Source organism: Sphingomonas degradans, assembly GCF_053502645.1.
In genome coordinates, this window is record NZ_CP177172.1 from 3,200,871 (window position 1) to 3,220,473 (window position 19,603).

General features: G+C 67.4%; 14 protein-coding genes. 4 read left to right on the forward strand and 10 right to left on the reverse strand.

Features of this window, described 5'->3' with window-relative positions; translation table 11 throughout:
- Nucleotides 1-16: 16 nt before the first annotated feature.
- From ACG3SL_RS14750 to ACG3SL_RS14780, 7 genes are all read right to left on the reverse strand, one after another.
- Nucleotides 17-1,351 (reverse strand): ATP-binding protein, encoded by a 1,335-nt coding sequence (locus ACG3SL_RS14750; protein ID WP_448661936.1) that lies wholly within the window; start codon nt 1,349-1,351, stop codon nt 17-19.
- Nucleotides 1,348-2,076, reverse strand: a complete 729-nt coding sequence (locus ACG3SL_RS14755; RefSeq protein ID WP_448661937.1) for a response regulator — start codon at nt 2,074-2,076, stop codon at nt 1,348-1,350. The genes ACG3SL_RS14750 and ACG3SL_RS14755 overlap by 4 nt, the downstream gene beginning before the upstream one ends.
- A 98-nt stretch (nt 2,077-2,174) precedes the next feature.
- Nucleotides 2,175-2,558 carry an OsmC family protein gene (locus ACG3SL_RS14760; protein WP_448661938.1) on the reverse strand — a complete coding sequence of 128 codons (384 nt, stop codon included), beginning with the start codon at nt 2,556-2,558 and terminating at the stop codon, nt 2,175-2,177.
- Complete coding sequence (locus tag ACG3SL_RS14765; RefSeq protein ID WP_448661939.1) at nt 2,555-4,396, reverse strand: response regulator; 1,842 nt, start codon at nt 4,394-4,396, stop codon at nt 2,555-2,557. Before ACG3SL_RS14765 ends, ACG3SL_RS14760 begins: the two co-directional genes overlap by 4 nt.
- Before the next feature lie 124 nt (nt 4,397-4,520).
- Nucleotides 4,521-6,050: a DHA2 family efflux MFS transporter permease subunit gene (locus ACG3SL_RS14770; protein WP_448661940.1), complete on the reverse strand. Its 1,530-nt coding sequence runs from the start codon at nt 6,048-6,050 to the stop codon at nt 4,521-4,523.
- A 10-nt stretch (nt 6,051-6,060) separates the two neighbouring features.
- Nucleotides 6,061-7,206, reverse strand: coding sequence for an HlyD family secretion protein (locus tag ACG3SL_RS14775; protein ID WP_448661941.1), 1,146 nt, complete (start codon nt 7,204-7,206; stop codon nt 6,061-6,063).
- Nucleotides 7,199-8,647 (reverse strand): efflux transporter outer membrane subunit, encoded by a 1,449-nt coding sequence (locus tag ACG3SL_RS14780; protein ID WP_448661942.1) that lies wholly within the window; start codon nt 8,645-8,647, stop codon nt 7,199-7,201. Before ACG3SL_RS14780 ends, ACG3SL_RS14775 begins: the two co-directional genes overlap by 8 nt.
- A 106-nt stretch (nt 8,648-8,753) precedes the next feature.
- Between ACG3SL_RS14780 and ACG3SL_RS14785 the strand changes: the two genes are divergently transcribed.
- Nucleotides 8,754-9,401 (forward strand): TetR/AcrR family transcriptional regulator, encoded by a 648-nt coding sequence (locus ACG3SL_RS14785; protein WP_448661943.1) that lies wholly within the window; start codon nt 8,754-8,756, stop codon nt 9,399-9,401.
- 277 nt (nt 9,402-9,678) lie between these two features.
- Nucleotides 9,679-12,093, forward strand: a complete 2,415-nt coding sequence (locus ACG3SL_RS14790) for a TonB-dependent receptor (protein ID WP_448661944.1) — start codon at nt 9,679-9,681, stop codon at nt 12,091-12,093.
- Between the two features lie 43 nt (nt 12,094-12,136).
- Here the strand turns inward: ACG3SL_RS14790 and ACG3SL_RS14795 are convergent, their stop codons facing one another.
- The 3 genes from ACG3SL_RS14795 to ACG3SL_RS14805 form a co-directional block, all read right to left on the reverse strand.
- Nucleotides 12,137-13,483, reverse strand: a complete 1,347-nt coding sequence (locus ACG3SL_RS14795) for an ATP-binding protein (RefSeq protein WP_448661945.1) — start codon at nt 13,481-13,483, stop codon at nt 12,137-12,139.
- Between the two features lie 5 nt (nt 13,484-13,488).
- Entirely contained in the window at nt 13,489-14,214 is a 726-nt protein-coding gene (locus ACG3SL_RS14800) for a response regulator transcription factor (protein WP_448661946.1), read from the reverse strand.
- Nucleotides 14,215-14,287: 73 nt separating this feature from the next.
- On the reverse strand, nt 14,288-15,352 hold the full coding sequence (locus tag ACG3SL_RS14805) for a phosphatidylinositol-specific phospholipase C1-like protein (protein ID WP_448661947.1): 1,065 nt from the start codon (nt 15,350-15,352) through the stop codon (nt 14,288-14,290).
- A 264-nt stretch (nt 15,353-15,616) separates the two neighbouring features.
- Here ACG3SL_RS14805 and ACG3SL_RS14810 point away from each other — a divergent pair, with 264 nt between their 5' ends.
- Together ACG3SL_RS14810 and ACG3SL_RS14815 are read left to right on the forward strand one after the other, a co-directional pair.
- Nucleotides 15,617-18,043 (forward strand): TonB-dependent receptor, encoded by a 2,427-nt coding sequence (locus ACG3SL_RS14810; RefSeq protein WP_448661948.1) that lies wholly within the window; start codon nt 15,617-15,619, stop codon nt 18,041-18,043.
- Nucleotides 18,044-18,338: 295 nt separating this feature from the next.
- A complete protein-coding gene (locus tag ACG3SL_RS14815) occupies nt 18,339-19,592 on the forward strand; it encodes an MFS transporter (RefSeq protein ID WP_448661949.1) in 1,254 nt (417 codons plus the stop codon).
- Nucleotides 19,593-19,603 lie beyond the last annotated feature (11 nt).

Below are 19,603 nucleotides of genomic sequence, written 5' to 3' on the forward strand. Positions count from 1 at the left end.
CAGCCCGAAACCGGCGTCAGGCGGGCAGCGTCACCCGCGCGACCATACCGCCTTCGGCGCGGTTCTCCAGCGTCACCTCGCCGCCATGCGCGCGCGCCACTGCCCGCGCACTCGCCAGGCCCAGGCCCGATCCCCCGGTGTCGCGGCTGCGCGACTTCTCGCCCCGGTAAAAGGGTTCGAACAGCCGCTCGATCTCGTCGGGGGCGACGCCGGGGCCACTGTCCTGCACTTCGATCACCGCCAGCCCCTCGCGCCGATACAGCGTCACGGCGGCGTCCCCGGCATATTTGACGGCATTGCCGACCAGGTTGGTCATCAGCGTCTTGAGCGCGATCGAATCGCCCTCCACCACCACTGGCGCGCCGGGCAGGATCGTCACCGGATCGCCCCGGTCGCTCATATCGTCGACCACCGTCTCGGCGAGCGAACGCAGGTCGAGCGGGCGGCGCGTTGCCGCCAGCGTGCCCGCGTCGCGGACATGCGCCATCACGGCGGAAACCATTGCCTGCATCTCGCGCAGGTCGTGCTCGCACGCCGCGCGCACGGGCTCTTCCACGCTTTCCAGCCGCAGCCCCAGCCGCATCAGCGGGGTGCGCAGGTCGTGCGCCACTGCCGCCATCACGGTGGTGCGATCGTCGACATAGCGATTGAGCCGCGCCTGCATCCGGTTGAACGCTTCTGCCGCCTCGGCGATCTCGGCCGGCCCCTCCACGGTCAGCGGCGCCGCGCGCGGATCGCGGCCCAGCCGCTCCGCCGCCGCCGCAAACGCACCGATCGGCCGCGCCAGCCGCCGCGCGAGGATCCAGGCAAAGGGCGCCACCGCCACCACCGCCAGCACCAGCCAGAACAGCAGGAACCACCGCCACGGATCGACCGCGCGCAGGGGCTCAACGCGCAGCCAGCTGCCGTCGGCGCGGCGGAACTCGGCCCGGAATTCGTCGATCACCACCAGGTCGCGAGCCACCGCGCGGATCGCGCCCAGCGCTGGCGGCGGCACGCTAGCGCGGTCATAGATCGGCGGGCGTTGCAGAAACGGCGTGGGAAAGCTGATCTGGACGCGATCCGGCGACACCCCCATCACCATCGCGAGCGCGAGCTGGAACCGCTCGGCGCGCGGATGCCAGGGCGCTCGATCGACCTGCGCCAGCCGAGTCACTCGCAAATCGGTGCGCGCGCTGCTATCGGTCAGCGCCTCGGCGATCTGGCTGATCGTGTAGACACTGGCACGGGGCGGCTGCACTGCGATCAGCAGGGCGAAATTGATTGCCTGCACGACACAGACACACACCAGCATCAGCGCGAACACGCGCACAAACAGCGACGACCGCCGGTCCCGCCGCCCGTGGCTCACAATCGGGTTGCGCGCGGTACGAACAGATAGCCTTCGTTGCGCACCGTGCGGATGATTTCCTCGCCCCCGGCCCGCAGCTTGCGCCGCAGCCGGCTGACCTGCACGTCGATCGCGCGATCATAGGCATCCGAATCCGGCCCACGCGCAGCGGACAGCAGCGCCTCGCGCGAGAGCACCCGGCGCGGCCGCTCGACAAACACGCGCAGCACCGCGAATTCGCCATCGGTGAGCCCCACCAGCACGCCGTCCGGATCGAACAGCTCGTGCGAATCCAGGTCGATGCGCCACCCTTCGAACACATAGGCATCGTTGCCGGGCGCGGCGACCGCAGGCGCCCCCCGCTTGCGCAGCGCCGCCCGCACGGTCGCCAGAATTTCGCGGGGGCTGCACGGCTTGGGCAGGTAATGGCCGGCGCCGACTTCCAGGCCCAGGATACGGTCCTGTTCCTCGCCCAGCGCGCTCAACAGGATCACTTGCGGGCCGCCCGGCTGCGCGATCCGGCGGCATGCGGTCAGCCCGTCCTCGCCCGGCATCATGATGTCCAGGATCACCAGATCCACGCTGGTCCGCGCGAGGATGGCATCCATCTCGCGCGCGTCGCCCGCCGTCTCGACGCGGTAGCCGCGCGTGCCCAGGCTGTTGGCCAGCAGCATCCGGATTTCGCGGTCGTCATCGACCACCAGCAGCGTCGCCGAATCGTCCATTACCGTGCTCGTATCGACCATCCCGCGTTTCTACGGCACATTGCCGCGATCCGCCAAACGCCGCGATGCTTCAGCGCCCGCTTGGAAATTCGCGGAAGAGCGAATTTCCACACAAACACTCACCCCAGTCGCGTGTCGATCGGCAGCCCGTGCTTCAGCGTCAGCGTCACGGGGGTCTTCTCGGCGATCTCTGCCAGCCGGGCCGCCTGTTCGTCGTCCAGCCCCTGCGGCGTCAGCACCCGCTCGATCCGCAAGGTCTCGCCAACCCCGTGCAGGCGCAGTACGACGTCCAGCGATTCCAGCGGCCATGCCTTGCGATCGGCATACATGCGCAGCGTGATCGCGGTGCACGCGCCCAGGCTGGCGAGCAGCAGGTCATAGGGGGCAAATCCGGTATCGCCGCCGCCGCGCGACGCCGGCTCGTCCGCCGTCACCATTCGGGGACCGACTTCGATCCGAGTGGCATACCGGTCCCGCCCGATATGCGCAGTGGCCTGAGTCATCGCATCCCTCCCTCTGCATCCGTCACCGCCAGCGCCCCCGCCCCCAGCAGCCGCACCGCCGCCGCGATCAACTGGCCTGGATCGAACGGCTTGCTGACGATCGCAACTTCGTCGAACCCGGCGGGCAGATGCTCGCGGCCATAGCCACTGACGAACAGGAACGGCACGTCGCGCTGCACCAGCGCCAGCGCGACCGCATCCACCATCGCACCTTGCAGATTGCCGTCGAGCAGCGCCACGTCGATCGGCGCGTCCGCGATCAGCGCCATCGCCTGATCCGCGCTGGCCGCCGGCCCGACGATCTCCGCGCCCACATCGCGCAGGATCGACACCAGCTCGAGCGCGACCAGCGGCTCGTCCTCGACCACGAGCACCTGCCTGCCCCGCAGCGCGTCACCCGAAAAATCGCCGGCGCCGATGCGCCCGCGTGCGGGACCGGCCTGTGCCCGGCGCCCCGCCTGCGTCGATGCGGCATAGGGCAGCGCCAGCGTCCAGCCCATGCCGTCCGGGCCATAGAGCGGCGTGGCGCTCCCCCCTTCGGCGCGCAGGCTGCGCTCGATCAGCGCAGTGCCGAAGCCCTTGCGCGCGGGCGGCGCGACAGCGGGCCCGCCGCTTTCGCGCCAGTCCAGCGCCAGCATCCCGTCGGCCACATGCCATTCCAGCCGTACCGCGCCCTCGGGCACCGACAGCGCGCCATATTTGTTCGCATTGGTCGTCAGCTCGTGGAGCACCAGTGCCAGATGCAGCGCCGGCTCGGGCGCCAGTTCCAGTTCCGGGCCGCACGCGATCAGCCGCTCGGGATCGATGGTGCCGGTGTGCAACTGGCCCTCCACCAACTCGCGCAGGCTCGCCCCCTGCCATGTCGTGCTGCTCAGCAGCGAATGGGCGCGCGCCAGCGAATGGATGCGCCCGATAAAGGTCGGCGCGAAATCCGACGGGCCCGAGGAATGGCGCAGCGTCTGGGTGGCGATCGCCTGGACCGAGGCAAGCGTGTTCTTCACCCGGTGGTTCAGCTCGCCGATCAGCAGCCGCTGGGTTTCCTCCGCGCGCTTGCGCTCGGTCACGTCGAGGATCTGGATGTTGACCGACAACAGCCGCCCGGCCCCGTCGAGCAGCGCCGAGCAATAGCATTCGCAATCGACGCGCGCGCCGACCGAAGTCCGCATCCGCAGCGGATGCATCGCGCGCACGCGCTCCCCGGCGATCATCTCGCGCATCAGCGCCGCGAACGGGCCGGCGTCGTCAGCGTCGAGCCAGTCGAAATCCTGCGCCGAAAACCCCTCGACCTCCGCGGCGCGCCAGCCAAAGATGCGCTCGGCACCCTGCGACCAGGCGATGATGCGCTGTTCGGCGTCGAATTCGATGATCGCCAACGGCGAATTGTCCCCATGCGCCTGCAAGCGGGCGAGCGCCGCCGCATTCTCGTCGCGCTGCCGCGCCAGTTCCCGCCGGTGGCGGAACAGCTCTACAAAGATCTCCACCTTGTTGCGCACGATCTGGGGATCGACCGGCTTCGACAGGTAATCGACAGCGCCCGTTTCATATCCGCGAAAGCGGCGGCGCTCGTCGGTTGCCGCAGCGGTGACGAAGATGATCGGCACGCGCCGGGTGCGTTCGGTGCCGCGCATCAGTTCGGCCAGCTCGAACCCGTCCATGCCCGGCATCTGCACGTCGAGCAGCGCCAGCGCGACATCGTGGACCAGCAGCGCCTCCAGCGCCTCGATGCCCGAACGCGCCTTGACGAGCGTCAGCCCGTCATGCGCCAACAGCGCCTCCAGCGCGGTCAGATTGTCTTCGACGTCATCGACGGCGAGGATCTTGACGGGTTCACCCTGCATTGCAGGCCCCCTCTACGCCCATCGTGTCGCGGCGGAATATCTAATCGCGCGCAATGCGGACATTGGCTCCATGGGGCTCCACAATGCAGTCAGCGCATAAAGGTTCCCGACCGCTGGATATTCGTCAGTGCGCGGCCCCCATGGCGACCGCGCGCTTTGGTCGCGGGGTGAGCCAGATGATCATCGCCGCCCCGGTAAAGATCACCGCCGCCAGCGCGAAGATATGGCTGGTCGCCAGCGCCGTGCTTTCGTTATCCACCAGCCGCACGATCACCGACCGCACCTGATCCAGCGAAAAGCCCTGCGCCATCATCGAATCCTGGATGCTCTGGGTGTTGAGCTTGGACACGAGTTCGCTGCGGGCGACGCGGCCGTCATTGTCCCACATCGTCGTCGCGATCGACGTCCCGATCGCCGCCGCCATCGTGCGCAGGAAGCTCATGACGCCCGCCGCCGACGCCGTCTCGTGCGGCTCGACCGATCCCAGCGCCAGCGTGGTCAGCGGGATGAAGAAGAACGGCATGCCGAATCCCTGGAGCATCTGCGGGAAGGCCAGCGACCAGAAATCGGCCTGGCTGTTCCAGTGGACGCGCAGCAGCGACGTCAGCGCCAGCCACAATATGCCGAAGCATACCAGCCCGCGCGGATCGAACTTGTTCGTCATCTTGGCGACGATCGGCGACATGATGACCGCCGCCACACCGTTGAACGCCGTCGCATAGCCCGCATAGGTCGCGGTGTAGCCCAGGCTCATCTGGAGCCATTGCGGGATGATGACGACCGACGCGAAGAACGTCCCGAACGCCAGCGACAGCGACAGCACCGATACCGTGAATCCTCGGTGGCGGAACACCCGCAGATCGACGATCGGCTCGGCCTCGGTCAGCTCCCATGCCAGGAACACCGCAAAGCCGATCAGCGCGACGACGCCCAGCATCACGATCGTGGTGTCGTGGAACCAGTCATGTTCGCGGCCCAGGTCCAGCATGATCTGAAGCGCGGCGATCCACAGCAGCATCAGCATCAGCCCGACGCGATCGACGCGCAGCGGCTCGGTCTTCGTCTCCGCCGCGCGCAGCAGCCGCATCGCGCCGAACGCGCACAGCGCGGCGACGGGGATGTTGATGAAGAAAATCCAGTGCCACGACCAGGTATCGCTGATCGTACCGCCCAGGATCGGGCCCAGGATCGGCGCGACCACGGTGGTCATCGCCCATACGCCCATCGCCTGCGCGCGCTGCTCTGGCTTGAAGATGCGCAGCAGCAGCGTCTGCGACAGCGGCATCAGCGGCCCGCCGCACAGCCCCTGCCCGATCCGGCACGCCACCAGCATGCCGAGCGTGGTCGACATGCCGCACAACATCGAGAACAGGCCAAAGCCCATCATGCCGATCGTGAACACCCGCACCGCACCGAACCGCCCGGCCAGCCAGCCGGTCAGCGGCACGCACACCGCCTCCGCCACCGCATAGGACGTGATGATCCACGTCCCCTGGCTGGCCGAGATGCCAAGGCCGCCGGCGATATGCGGGACCGACACGTTGGCGATCGTGGTGTCGAGCACCACCATGAAATTGGTGAGCGCCAGCACCGCGCCCGCAAGTATCAGGCGGAAGCCGGTAATCGGCATGACCTGGTCGGCCTTGGCAATCATGCGCCGGTCCTCACTTGGCCGAGACGTCGATCTCGGCATCCATCGACAGGCCCACGCGCAGCGGGTGCGCCTGAAGCTCCATGGGGTCCAGCGCGACGCGCACCGGCAGGCGCTGGACCACCTTGATCCAGTTGCCGGTCGCGTTCTGCGCCGGGATCAGCGCGAACGACGATCCGGTGCCGCCCGAAAGCCCCACGACCTTGCCGTGATATTCCACGCCGCCGCCATACAGGTCGGACGTCAGCGTGACCGGCTGGCCGACCTTCACCTTGGTCAGCTGGCCTTCCTTGAAGTTGGCGTCGACATAGAGCTGGCCGACCGGCACGATCAGCATCAACTGGGTGCCCGGCGCCACGCGCTGGCCCACCTGGACGTTGCGGCGCGTGACGATGCCGTCGATCGGCGCGCGGATGACGGTGCGCGACAGATCGAGCCGCGCCTGCTCCACCTTGGCCTGCGCCGCGAGCACTTCGGGCGCGGTCTTGGCGGTGGTCCCGCTGATCAGCGCGTTGTTCGCTTCCAGCTGGCCGGTCGCCGCCCCGCGCGTCGAGCTTGCCTGGGCCACGCCGGCACGGGCCAGTTCCAGATTGGCGCGCGCGGTGGCGAACGCATTGGTCGCGCTGGTCAGTTCCTCGCCCGACACCGCGCCATTGGGCGCCAGCTTGCGGCGGCGCTCCAGGTCGATGCGCGCGCGGTCATAATCGGCCTGCGCCGCGATCAGCTGGGCGCGGGCGCGGGTGATGTCCGCCTCGCGCGCCTGCACCTGCGCGGCCAGCGCGGTGCTGGTCGCCGATGCCTGGCCATATTGGCGGCCGGCACGCGCCAGCTCGGCCTCGGCCTGGGCCAGCGCGATGCGCGCGTCGCTGTCATCCAGCTGGACCAGCACGTCGCCCTTGCGCACCGCCTGGGTATCGGCGACCGCGACGCTCTTCACCTGCGCCGCGACCATCGGCGTGACGCTGGCGCTGTCGGCGCCGACATAGGCGTTGTCGGTGCTGATATAATGGCTGCCGACCAGCGTGTACCACGCGCCATAGCCGATGCCGGCGACCAGCACGACCGCACCGATGCCGCCGAGCAGCTTCTTGCGCAGGTTGGACGGTGCCGGCGCCACATCGGCGCGAGCGGCGGTGAGAGCGGGATCGGCATCAGCCATGGGTCGGGTCCTTGCGTGCGGCGTCCGCCGCGGTGTTGCTGGAAAATCCGCCGCCGAGCGCGCGAACGAGCTGGATGTCGAGCGCGAAGGCCCGCGCATCGAGATCGGCCACGATTCTGCGGTTCTGGAGCACGCGCTCCTCGGCAGTGAGTACGTCGGTGAAGCGCGACAGGCCGCCGCGATAGCGCTGTTGCGCGATTCCATAGGCCTGCTCGGAATCGCTCAGCGCCTGACGGCTTTCGGACAGGCGCACCGCCAGCGCGCTCTGGCTGACGGCGGCGTCGGCCACGTCGCGGAAGGCGCCGGTGACGACGCTGTCATAGCTGGCGACCGCTTCGTCATACGCGGCGCGGGCGCCCTTGTACTGGCCAGACAACTGCCCGCCGCGAAAGATCGGCAGGCTGACGGCCGGGCCGACCTGGCCATAGGTCGATCCGCCCTTGAACAGATTGTCGAGGCCCAGCGACTGGAATCCCACCAGCGCGCCCAGGCTGAGCGACGGATAGAAGTCCGCCCGCGCAACCTTGATCCGTGCCGCCGCCGCCTCGACGCGCGCGCGCGCCGCGACAATGTCCGGGCGGCGCCCGATCAGGTCGGTGGTCACGCCCGCCGGTACTGCGCGCGATACCGTGACCGTCGTGGGCACGGCGATCGCCAGCCCGCGATCCGGCCCCTTGCCGAGCAGCGCGGCAATGCGGTTGCGCGTCAGCCCGATGGCTTCGTCGGTCGCGGCCAGATCGGCGCGCGCGGCGGGCAGCGCCGCATCCGCCTGTTTCAGCTCGGCGCGGGTATCGAGCCCCGCCGCAACCCGGTCGGCAACCTGCTGCCGGGTCTGGGTACGCACATCCAGCGCCTGTTGCTGCACGACGCGCTCGGCGCCGAGCCGCGCCAGATCGGCATATGCAGCGGCGATGTTGGTCGACAGCACCAGCCGCGCCTGTTCCAGGTCGATCCGCGACGCCTCCGCCTCGGACGTGGCGGCGGCCAGCGCGGCGCGATTCTTGCCCCACAGGTCGAAATCGAAATTCAGGCTGGCGGCGACACGCCCGGTGTCGTTCCACCCCTTGGGCACGAACGCCGGCGGGATGCCGTTGTTGTAGCTCTGCTTGGATTCGTTCGCGGCACCCTCGACGCCCAGCGTCGGCAGCTGCGCTGCGCCCGCCTGTTCGGCCAGCGCACGGGCCGAGCGCAGCCGTGCGGCGGCGGCGGCGAGATCGGGCGATCCGGCCAGTCCCTCCTCGATCAGCGCGTCGAGCTGGGCGTCGCCATAGGCGCTCCACCAGCGCGACTCGGGCCAGGCCGCCGCCCCAGCCAGGGATTGCGTGGCGGCATAGTCGGTCGCCGCGCGCACCTCGGGCCGCGCGCCCAGATCGGGCACGGGCGCGCACGCCGAAAGGACGGCGGACCCGGCAACCGCAGCAAGCAGAAACGGACGGAACATTGGCACTGTCATGATTTTTATATACCGTACTGTTTAGTACGGCGCGGCAGATGGCGTGGCGCCTGCCCCTTGTCAAGCCATTACCGTACCCTATAGTACGATTACTATGGAGAGTATCCCAGCAAAGCCCCCCAGCAAGCGCGAGGCCCGCAAGCAGGACCGGCGCGCCGCGATCGTGGCGATCGCCTATCGATCTTTCATGGACCATGGCTATGCCAACACGTCGATGTCGGCGATCTCTGCCGAACTGGGCGGGTCCAAGGGCACGCTGTGGAGTTATTTCCCGTCCAAGGAGGAATTGTTCGCGGCGGTGCTGGACGAGGCCACGGTCGCCTTTCGCGAGCAGCTGGCCGGATTGCTCAAGCCCTCGGCCGACCTCCGCGCCACGCTGTGCGAGTTCGCCGAGCGGTTCATCACCAAGACGACGTCGACCGATGCGTTGCAGCTGCACCGCCTGATCGCGGCGGAGGCGGGACGCTCCCCGGAGGTCGCGACGATCTTTTACCGCCGGGTGCCGCAGCGCACGCACGAACTGCTCGCGCGCTTTATCGGGGAGGCGATGGACGCCGGCCAGTTGCGGCGTGACGATCCGCTGCGTGTCGCCCGCGTGCTTGCAATATTGTGCATGGGGGGGCGACACCAGCGGCTGCTGTGGGGCCAGGAACTCGGCGGCGGCAACGCCATTGCGGAAGAGGCGGCCTATGTGACCGACGTCTTCCTTCGCGCCTATGCGACGGATGCAAAGCCGAACTGACGGCGGAGATCCGCATCGCCGAACGCTTTTGCGTCCATGTGATGCAGATTTGCAACAATGATGCTCCCCAGTATTACGGGTTCCTGATGCACGCTATATTACGTTAGCACATAAGTTTGTCAGAGGTTACAAGTATCAATACTACCGATTCCGGGATTATGAAACGAAAATGAACCGGCAATACTAGTATTGTTACAATCACTGTAACAATACTGCCCCGACATCTGACTAGTTCCCCCTCGACTCGGGAAAGGTCCCGACGAAGGGGAAACTCTCAATGCTCACTACCAAGCGCTTCCGTACCGCGCTGCTCCTAGGCAGCGCGATGATCGCCACCATCGCCACGCCCGCACTGGCCGACACCGGGAAATCCGACCCGACGCCCGCCGCGCCCGCCACCGATCCGACGCCCGCCGACGTCGATGATTCGCAGAACGGCCTGAACGAAATCGTCGTCACCGCCACCAAGCGCGAGACCAATCTTCAAAAGACCCCGATCGCCATCGCCGTGCTCGACAGCCAGGCGCTGGCCGACCGCCACGTCCAGAGCCTTTACGACCTCGCCGACGGCGCCGTCCCCAGCCTGCGCGTCGCGACGTTCGAAGCGCGCCAGACCGCGCTGACCATCGGCATTCGCGGCATCGTCCCGCTCGATGCGAACCAGCCCGCGCGCGAACAGGGCGTCGGCGTCTATATCGACGGCGTGTATCTGGGCCGCCAGCACGGGCTCAACGCCGCGCTGTTCGACGTCGAGCGGATCGAAGTCCTCAAAGGGCCACAGGGCACGCTGTTCGGTCGCAATACCGAAGGCGGCGCGCTCAGCATCGTCACCAAGGCGCCGACCGGGGTGTTCGACATGCGCGCCACTGCCGGTGTCGCCACCTATGGCGGCTATAATGGCGACGTGCATATCGACCTGCCGACCGTCGCCGGCTTCAGCGTGAAGCTGGACGGCGTCGTCCAGTATCAGGGGCCGACGACCAAGAACCCGCTCGCCGGGCAGACCGGCTGGAACTACTATGACCGTCGCGGCGGCCGCGCCGCCGTGCGCTGGCAGCCGGCGTCGAACTTCACGGCCGATCTGTCCTACGATGTCGGCTATGACGCCAACTCGCCGTTCTACAGCCAGTTGCTCAACGTCAATCCGAACCATTGCGCCGCCGGTGCCGTCACTGCCACCAGCACCTGCGTGCTGCCCGGCACCAGCACGACGACACTGACCGGATCGGTCAAGCCGGTGCCGTCGATCGTCCAGGTCAATGGCGACAGCCGCATGAAGACCGCCGACATCGGCGTGCCGCAACAGCCCAGCGTCGACAAGACCCATGGCTATACCGCCAATCTGAAGTGGCAGGTCGCCCCGGAAATCGAACTGCGCTCGATCACCGCATGGCGCGATGTCAGCTCGGTGCAGTGGGACAATAGCGGCGGCGCGCATCGCCCGCCGGTGTTCGCCGCCAATGGCGCATTCAGCCGCTACAGTCTCGCCGACCTGTACCAGCACCAGTTCAGCCAGGAATTCCAGGCAGTCGGCAGCCTCGCCAACATCGACTACGCAGCCGGGCTCTATTATTTCAACGAAACCGCGCGCGACGACGCGGCTACGCCGAACTCGAACACCTGGAACGCCGACGGCACCGGCTATACGATCAACGATCCGACCAACCAGCAGCCGGGGCATCGCTCGATCGACCGCGCCAGCCGCGCCTTCGCCAAGAGCTATGCCGTGTTCGGCCAGGCGACCTGGTCGCCCGTCGACGTGCTGCACCTGACGGTCGGCGGTCGCGGCACGTGGGACGACAAGAGCGGCCAGCTCTATATCGTCAACAACATCGCCCGCCCCTATACCTATGACCAGAACACCAGCCGCTTCAATCCGATGGCGACGCTGGCGTTCGATGCGGCGCCGGGGATCAACCTGTACGCCAAATACGCGACCGGCTATCGCTCGGGCGGCGCCAGTTCGCGCTCGGTCAACTATCGCGAATTCGGGCCGGAGGACGTCAAGTCGTACGAAATCGGCGCAAAGACCGAATTCCTCGACCACCGCGTCCGGCTGAACCTCGCCGCGTACATCATGGACCGCAAGAACAGCCAGATCGACTTCAGCTCGGTGTCGTTCGACGCGATCACCAATTCGAACCGCAACACGGTCGAGACGATCAATGCCCCCGGCACCACCAGGATCCGCGGGATCGAGGCGGACCTGACCGTCAATCCGGTCCAGGGGCTGACGCTGACGGGGTCGTACGCCTATACCTATACCAAGATCCCGCCGGTGCTGAACCCGTTCACCAACGTGGTGCAGAACGTCTATATCGTGTTCACGCCCCGCAACGCGGCCAGCGGCGCGATCGACTATGCCCTGCCGCTGGGCGGCGTGACGCTGAAGGCGCATCTGGACGCCAATTATGCCCAGGCAACCCAGACGTTCGACCAGTTCGCGACCAAGAACGACGCATCGTTCCTGGTGAACGCTCGCCTGTCGGTGGCGGACATCGACCTGCACGACGGGCGCAAGGTCACGTTCTCGGTCTGGTCGCGCAACCTGTTCAACGAAGCCTATGTCTATCGGCGCGATCCGTCGAACAGCCTGCCCGGCCTGACCGGCAGCATCAGCAACGTGCTGGGCGATTACGGCAACTTCAACGCGCCGCGCACCATCGGTGCAGAGGTTGGCGTCAAGCTCTGAACCACAGGGCTCGGGCAGCATCCGCTGTCCGGGCCCCTTTTTTTTACGCTTCGGCGCGGGCGGGCAACCGGACCTCCACGCACAATCCCGGCTGCGCATCGCTGAGCACCAGCACCCCGTGATGCAGCCGCGCAATCGCCTGTGCCAGCGACAGCCCCAGGCCATGGCCGGGCATGCCCCGGCTGCGGTCCAGCCGCCCGAACCGCCGCAGCGCCACCGCGCGATCGGCCTCGGCGATGCCCGGCCCGGTATCGGCCACGCGCAGCACCACAGCATCGTCATCACGCACCACCGCCACGCGGATCGCCGTCCCCTCCGGCGTGTGATGCACGGCGTTCTCGATCAGATTGACGGTCAGTTGCATCAACAATCGCGCATCGCCCGCAATGGGCGTGGCGGGAAACGGCCCTGCCTCCAGGTGCCGGCCGCTATCCTCCACCATCGGCGCCATGGCCTCTGCCGCCTCGCCCGCCAGCACCCCAAGATCGAGCGCCGCAAAGCGCGCACGCCGATCCCCGCCCTCGACTTCGGCGATGCGCAGGATCGCGGCGAACAGCGCCAGGATCGCATCGCTCTGCGCCACGGCCTCGTCCAGCGAATCGCGCAGCGCGTCGCTATCGGCGGAGTCGCGGATCGCCACCAATTGCCCGCGCAGCCGCGCCAGCGGCGTGCGCAGGTCGTGCGCGACTTCGTTCGAGACGCTGGACAGCGTCGCCATCAGCTCCTCGATCCGGTCGAGCATCCGGTTGAACGCCTCGGCCTGCCGGTTGAAGGTGCGGCCCGTGCCCGACAGCGGCACGCGGCGGCGCAGATCGCCGCCGACGATCGCATCGGCAGCCGCGCGCACCGCCTCGATCCGGCGCCCGATCACGACGCTGAACACCGCCACGCCGCCGCCGAACAGCAGCAGGATCAGCCCGAACCCGCACGACAGGATCAACAGCCGCCGCGCGTCATACTCGTCGATCGGCTCGCTTTCGGCGATCAGCGTCAGCCGGGCACCGTCCGCCAGCGGCACCACCAGCGCTCTTCCGCGCGTGAGCCCCGCTATGCCGTCGTTCGCATGCACCACCGACGCCCCCGGCGGCAGACGCCGGCGCAGCGCGATGTTACCCGCGCGGGTCCGCCCCTCGCCGTCGGTGAGGGTGAAGCCGATATCGCCGCTGTCGCGCCGCCCGGCCTCGTCGACGATGCGCGCGCCGATCATCGCCAGATCGGGACGCGGCGGCGTATCCAGTATCTCCGCCGCCTCGCTCGCCAGCCTTTTGTCGACCTGTCGGTCCACCGTGCGCAGGATCAACAGGTGGACGCCCAGCCCGGTGAGCAGCGTCGCGACCGCGATCAGCCCCAGGAACGTCGCGGCGATCGTGCGGAGCGAGCGGAGCGCCATCCCGCTCAGGCGCGCAGCCGATAGCCCACGCCGCGCACCGTCGCGATCGGATCGGGCAGGCCGGGCACGGCCAGCTTGACGCGCAGCCGCCGGATATACGCCTCGACGATGTTGGTCGTCGGCACGAAATCATAGCCCCAGACGCGCTCCAGCAGCATCGCCCGCGTCACCACGCTGCCGGCATTGCGCGCCAGTTCGGCGAGCAGGTTCAGCTCGGTCTTGTGCAGGTCGATGGGGGTGCCCCTGCGAAAGGCGCGGTGCTGGAGCGGGCTGACCGTGATGTCGCCGGCGATCAGCGTGCCGCTGTCGACCGCCGGCACCACCTGTCGCCGCAGCACGGCGCGGATGCGGGCATCGACTTCCTCAATCTCGAACGGCTTGACGATATAGTCGTCGGCGCCGGCATCCAGCCCCTCCACGCGCTCGCTCAGCCGCCCCAGCGCGGTCAGCAGGATGACGGGCGTATGCACCTGTTCGGCGCGCAGCCATTTGAGCACGTCGATGCCGTCGATCGCGGGGAGCATCCGGTCGAGCAGGATCACGTCGAACGCCGCCGTGCTGACCGCCGCGCGCGCCGCCCGCCCGTCGCCCGCTCCCTGCACCGCATAGCCGAGCGCGGTGAGCTGCTGCGTCATCAGTGACGCGAGCTTAGCATCGTCCTCAACCAGCAGGATGGTCCCGGCCGGGGCTGGCGACGGGCTCGGGGCGGTGGAGGGGGCACTGGTCTGCATGGGCTTCGCTATTCCGGGCAAGGCGCAGCGATACGCGACCGCGCCGCAAAGATCGACCGGCAAACGCAGTGCGTCAACGCCCCGGCGCTTCCAGGTCGCCACAACCGGCGGGCACCCGCACGGGATTGCACCGCGCCGCGACCCCGCCGGGATTGGCCACGCGATAGCCGCCGGGAAAGCGCGGATCGGGCCACAGATAGTCGGTCGACACGAACTGCGCGCCGCCCGCCAGCGCGGTGTCGCGCGGGCGCGTGTCGTTGATCCGCGCCTCGCGCGTGTTGGCATCGGCGCGGGTGCGCACGATATAGCCGGCGGCCACGTCGCGCCGGATACGATCGGCATCGCGCACGGAATCGTTGAGCGTCAGGTATGCGGCGGCGGGCGAGTCCTCGTCGGTGTTGATGAAGAACACCCGCCCCTCCAGCGAGGTGCGCGCGCCGCGATACACCGCGACCTTGGCCGGGGGCTCGTCCAGCGCGAACAGGAACTTGCCGCGCGATGCCGCCAGCGTCGGCCAGTTGTTGGCCAGCACCGCCTCGCGCAGCGTGGGATAGCGCCCCTGCACATCGTCGGGCGTCACCAGCTTGTCGGGCCCCAGCACCGAACGGATTTCGGCATCCAGCGCGTCATAGGCGGCGGCATCGAACGGCAGCGCATCGATCCCGCCGCGCGCCGCATTCTGCTCGTCCTTGGCATTGAACATCAGCAGGATCGGCACATGGCGCGGATGCGCGTCGGACCAGGCGCGAATCGCCTTCAGGCAATCGACCAGCAGCACACAGCTGCTCGCATTGTCGATGCTGGGGATGTGCAGCACCTTGAACCCCGGCCGGCGCAGCAGGGGATCGTCCGATCCCTTCGCATAATGGCCGCCCACGGGATCGTAATTCACATCGATCTCGAGCTGGCGCGCCCCTGCGTCGAGCTGTTCGCCCAGCGACCGGTGGGCATAATCGAGCGCATCGGCCATTTGCGGGCTGGCGGCGCGGACCTTTTCCATCGTCGCGGCGGGCATCGCCTGCTTGTAGCTGTTGTGCGTGCCGACCACGGCGATGTCGTTGATCCGCAGCGGCGCGCGCTCCTGCGCCAGTGCCGGAGTCGCCAGCAGAAAAGCAGCCAGCGCCGTTCGCATCATCATTTCCACGCTTCCTTCGCGCCCATGCCGGGCGCCGGTTGCCGCTATGGTCCCGGCAAGTGACGATTTTCCTACAGCCATGGCGCGCCGGTTGCCCGCAGAGCGCATACGCGCGCCGGTGTGCGCTGCAACAAAGCCGTCAATTAGTTATTCGCCGGACAACAAGACCCCCCTGCCCCGGAGATGGTTCACTCCTGCTACGCAAAAAGTCCCCGCAAGCGGGACAGGCCTTTGGAGAGGCGAACAATCGGGTCGGGGGAAGAAACGATGAGCAGGCTTCGTACAAAGACAGTTCTACTGGCGGCGACGTCCGCCGTCGGCGCGATGCTCCCGGCTGGCGCGTTCGCGCAGACGGCCGGCGCCGCCAGCGTAACCGCAACCCAGACAACGCCCGTGACGACCGAGGCGGAAGCGCAACTCGCCGAAATCGTCGTCACGGCGGAAAAGCGCGACGTGTCGCTCCAGGACGCCTCGCTGTCGGTCTCGGCCGTGCCCGCACAGGCGCTGACCGAAGCCAACGTCACCGAAGTGACGGGCCTGAACGGCCTGGTCCCGGGCCTGGTCGTCGCGCGCAGCGGCGGCGGCGAGCGGATGATCTCGATCCGCGGCGTCGGTTCCGAAACGCCGGAGAACACCAATACCCAGCCGGGCGTCTCCTACCATATCGACGGCGTCTATATCTTCAGCTCGATCGCCGCGAACGCCGCGTTCATCGACGTCGCCCAGGTCGAAGTGCTGCGTGGCCCCCAGGGCACGACCTTCGGCCAGGGATCGACCGGCGGCACGATCAACGTCGTGACCAACCAGCCTTCGGTCGACGCGCTCACCGGATCGATGGACCTGAGCGCGGGCAATTACGATTTCATCAAGGCGAACGCCGCGCTGAACGTGCCGATCACCTCGACCTTCGCCGTGCGCGGCGCGATCCAGCACAATTCGCATGACGGCTATGCCTATGCCACTGCCGTGCCCGGCTTTTCCAAGTACCAGCTCGACAACCAGGACGAGACCGGCTGGAAGGCAGCGGCGCTGTGGCAGCCCACGGCCAATTTCTCGATCACGCTCGATACGGTCCAGTATCGCAGCAACAACAACGGCCCGGCGCAGAAGAACGTCCTCGACCCCAGCACCGACCCGCGCGTGCTGACGCAGGACTATACCGGCAAGTCGATCGTCAACACCGAGCTGTATTACGGCGTGATGAAGTACGACGCCGGGTTCGCGACGCTCAAGTCGATCACCAGCTACCAGACGCTGTACAGCCTCCAGGCATGGGACGCGGACGGGCTGACCACCGATCTGTTCTACGCCGCCACCTACAATCCCAAGAGCTTCGTCGGCACCTATTACGATCACGTCCCCGCATGGCGCACCAAGACAAAGAGCTGGACGCAGGAATTCAACCTGACCTCCAACGGCTCGGGGCCGTTCAACTGGATCGTCGGCGGGGTGTATCTCCAGTCGAAGAACTCGCAGTACATCGTCGAATATCGCAGCGGCGCCAACCGCAACATCCTGCAACCCGCGATCTCGGAAAACACCGCGTATAACGACCCTGCGGTCGCGAACATCACCTATGCCGAACTGTCGGACATCACGCGCAAGGCATGGGCGGGCTATTTCGAGGCATCGTACGAGTTGACCGACGCGCTCAAGGTCACCGGCGGGTTGCGGTACAACCATGATGAATTCAGCGGCAATGCCGACAGCATGTCCGGCGGCACCAGCAGCCACACCAGTGGCGCCTATCTCCAGCCCGATCCCACCGAGGGGCTGAAGACCAACCGCTGGACCGGCAAGGCGGCGATCCAGTACAAGCTGACGCCCGCGAATATGGCCTATTTCAGCTTCACGCGCGGGTTCAAGCCGGGCGGGATCAATTCCTCGGCGGCCAGCGGCAACAGCTCGTTCCTGGCGCTCGGCTGGCAGGACGGAGTCAAGCCGACCTATGCGCCCGAACAGCTCGATTCGTTCGAAGTGGGCCTCAAGAACCGCTTCCTCGACAACCGCGCCCAGCTCAACGTTTCGGCGTTCATCTACAACTACAAGAACATGCAGTTTCTCGAAGAGGATCCGATCCTGTTCGGCGAAGGCATCAGCAACGCGCCCAGCGCACGCATCTATGGCGCCGAAGTTGAGGGCAGCTGGTTGGCGACGCGCACGGTCACGCTCGACGGCTCGTTCTCGCTGCTGCACGGGACATTCAACAAGGATTACAACGCACTTGATCCGGTCAACGCCAGCCGGGCACAGAACGCGGCGGGCTATCCCGACTATCTGTTCTGGTCCAATTTCTACGCCGCCTCGGTCGCCCGCGAAAGCGCGCGTGCCAACATCAACGGCAACGATGTACCGAAACTGCCCAAGTTCCAGGGCACGGCGGCGATCACCTATGCCGACCAGGTCGGCCCGGGCAAGCTGACCGCCAAGGCGCAGATCATCTATCGCGGCGACTATCAGTACCGACTGTTCAACGACGCCGGGTTCGACAAGACGCCCAGCTATGCGCAGGTCAATCTGTTCCTGAAATACGCACCCGACAGCACCAATTTCTGGGGCTCGCTGACCGTCACCAACCTGTTCGACAAGGCGGGCGTCAACTCGCGCTTCTCGGACCCCTATGGCAGCGCCCAGACCTACGACACGTACATCGCCCCGCGTCAGGTGTTCGGGACCATCGGCTATAAGTTCTGATCGCGTTTCGCGGTGCCGGCCCGCTCCCCCACCCGGCCACCCAACGGCAGTATTCTATGGGTGGCCGGGTGGGGGAGCGGGCCGGCACCGGCTGGAAATTCGCTCTTCCGCGAATTTTCAAACAGTGTTCTGCGGCAACTGGGGGCGGCGTGGCGACACGCTGCCCCCTTTTTTATGCGCCGCCCCGACACGACATGCCGACGCGCGCAACTCTTCGGGCGCTCCGGGTCAAGCCGCGCGGACCGCGACGCGATAGGCTTTCCCGCATAATTCGAGTGAAGGAATAGGTTCAGCCATGCCGCGCAACCTGCAGATCATGATCGCCGCCTCGCTCGGCTTCTTCTTCGTCACCGCGACCACCTTCACGTCGCTCGGCTACGTCCTCTACACGATGGTCGCCGAACTGGGCTGGTCGCAGGCGGCGGCGGGGATGAGCTTTTCGTTCCTGGGGCTTGCGTGCGGATTGAGCAGCCCATTGCCGCCGGTACTGATGAAGCGGATCGGCACGCGGATGACGATGTTCGCAGGCGGCATGGTGCTCGCCGCCGGCTTCCTGCTCGCATCCATGGTCCATGGCATCGGCGCCTTCTTCGTCGCGACCTCGCTGATGGGGGCGGGCTTCTCGTTGATCGCGCCTTCACCGGCCGTATTCCTGATCGCCACCTGGTTTCCCAAGACCTCGGCGCGGATGATCGGATTCTATTTCATGGCGGGCGCGCTCGGCGGCGTCGCCGGGCCGCTGATCGTCGGCACCGTCGTGGGTCTGACCGGCAGCTGGCGCGTCCACTGGATGGTGATGGCCGCCGCCGCCGCCGCGCTGGCCGTGCTGATGCTCGTCACCATTCGCGACGCGGTGAAGGTCGAGTCGGTCGACCAGATCAAGCATGCCGGGATTGCGCCCGAACCCGTCGCCGCCCCCTCGCCCTGGACCGTGCGCGCCGCGCTCGCCAGTCCCGCCTTCCTGCTGATCGCCTTCGCCATGATCGTGGTGCAGACCGTGGTGACCACGATGCACTCGGTGCTGGTCACCCATGTCGCCGGCATGGGCGCGGGCAGCGCGCCCGGCGCGATCGCGATGAGCGTACTCGCCTTTGCCGGCACGCTGGCCAAGGGCGCGACCGGCGCGTTGACCGAAAAGGTATCGCCCCGCGCGCTGCTGATCGCCGGGCTGGGGTTCCAGTTCGTCGCAATGACGCTGCTCGCCGTGATCGGCACGCCGGTGCTCGCGATCGGCGCGGCGCTGGTCTTCGGCATCGGCTGGGGTCTGAGCTGGCTTAGCGCCCATATCCTGCTGCTGCGCTATTTCGGCGCGGGGCTTGCGGCGGACCTGACCGCGATGGCGACCACTGCCACCACCTTCGCCGTGCTCGGGCCGCTGACCGCGGGCTGGGTGGCGGACCAGACGGGCAGCTATGCCCCGATGTTCATGGTCTTTGCCGGGCTGCTGGCACTGGCTGCCGTCGTCTGCGCCATGGCGCTGCGCACGCCCGCCACGGCCCGGCCCGACGCCGAACTTATCCCCGAAGGCGCAATCGTCCCCGCCGAGTGACCGCGAGCGCC

Bases quoted from the DNA above. Each gene is read 5' to 3' on its own strand.
- ACG3SL_RS14755 (WP_448661937.1), bottom strand. From the start codon at position 2,076: ATGGTCGATACGAGCACGGTAATGGACGATTCGGCGACGCTGCTGGTG.
- ACG3SL_RS14760 (WP_448661938.1), bottom strand. From the start codon at position 2,558: ATGACTCAGGCCACTGCGCATATCGGGCGGGACCGGTATGCCACTCGG.
- ACG3SL_RS14765 (WP_448661939.1), bottom strand. From the start codon at position 4,396: ATGCAGGGTGAACCCGTCAAGATCCTCGCCGTCGATGACGTCGAAGAC.
- ACG3SL_RS14770 (WP_448661940.1), bottom strand. From the start codon at position 6,050: ATGATTGCCAAGGCCGACCAGGTCATGCCGATTACCGGCTTCCGCCTG.
- ACG3SL_RS14775 (WP_448661941.1), bottom strand. From the start codon at position 7,206: ATGGCTGATGCCGATCCCGCTCTCACCGCCGCTCGCGCCGATGTGGCG.
- ACG3SL_RS14780 (WP_448661942.1), bottom strand. From the start codon at position 8,647: ATGTTCCGTCCGTTTCTGCTTGCTGCGGTTGCCGGGTCCGCCGTCCTT.
- ACG3SL_RS14785 (WP_448661943.1), top strand. From the start codon at position 8,754: ATGGAGAGTATCCCAGCAAAGCCCCCCAGCAAGCGCGAGGCCCGCAAG.
- ACG3SL_RS14790 (WP_448661944.1), top strand. From the start codon at position 9,679: ATGCTCACTACCAAGCGCTTCCGTACCGCGCTGCTCCTAGGCAGCGCG.
- ACG3SL_RS14795 (WP_448661945.1), bottom strand. From the start codon at position 13,483: ATGGCGCTCCGCTCGCTCCGCACGATCGCCGCGACGTTCCTGGGGCTG.
- ACG3SL_RS14800 (WP_448661946.1), bottom strand. From the start codon at position 14,214: ATGCAGACCAGTGCCCCCTCCACCGCCCCGAGCCCGTCGCCAGCCCCG.
- ACG3SL_RS14805 (WP_448661947.1), bottom strand. From the start codon at position 15,352: ATGATGATGCGAACGGCGCTGGCTGCTTTTCTGCTGGCGACTCCGGCA.
- ACG3SL_RS14810 (WP_448661948.1), top strand. From the start codon at position 15,617: ATGAGCAGGCTTCGTACAAAGACAGTTCTACTGGCGGCGACGTCCGCC.
- ACG3SL_RS14815 (WP_448661949.1), top strand. From the start codon at position 18,339: ATGCCGCGCAACCTGCAGATCATGATCGCCGCCTCGCTCGGCTTCTTC.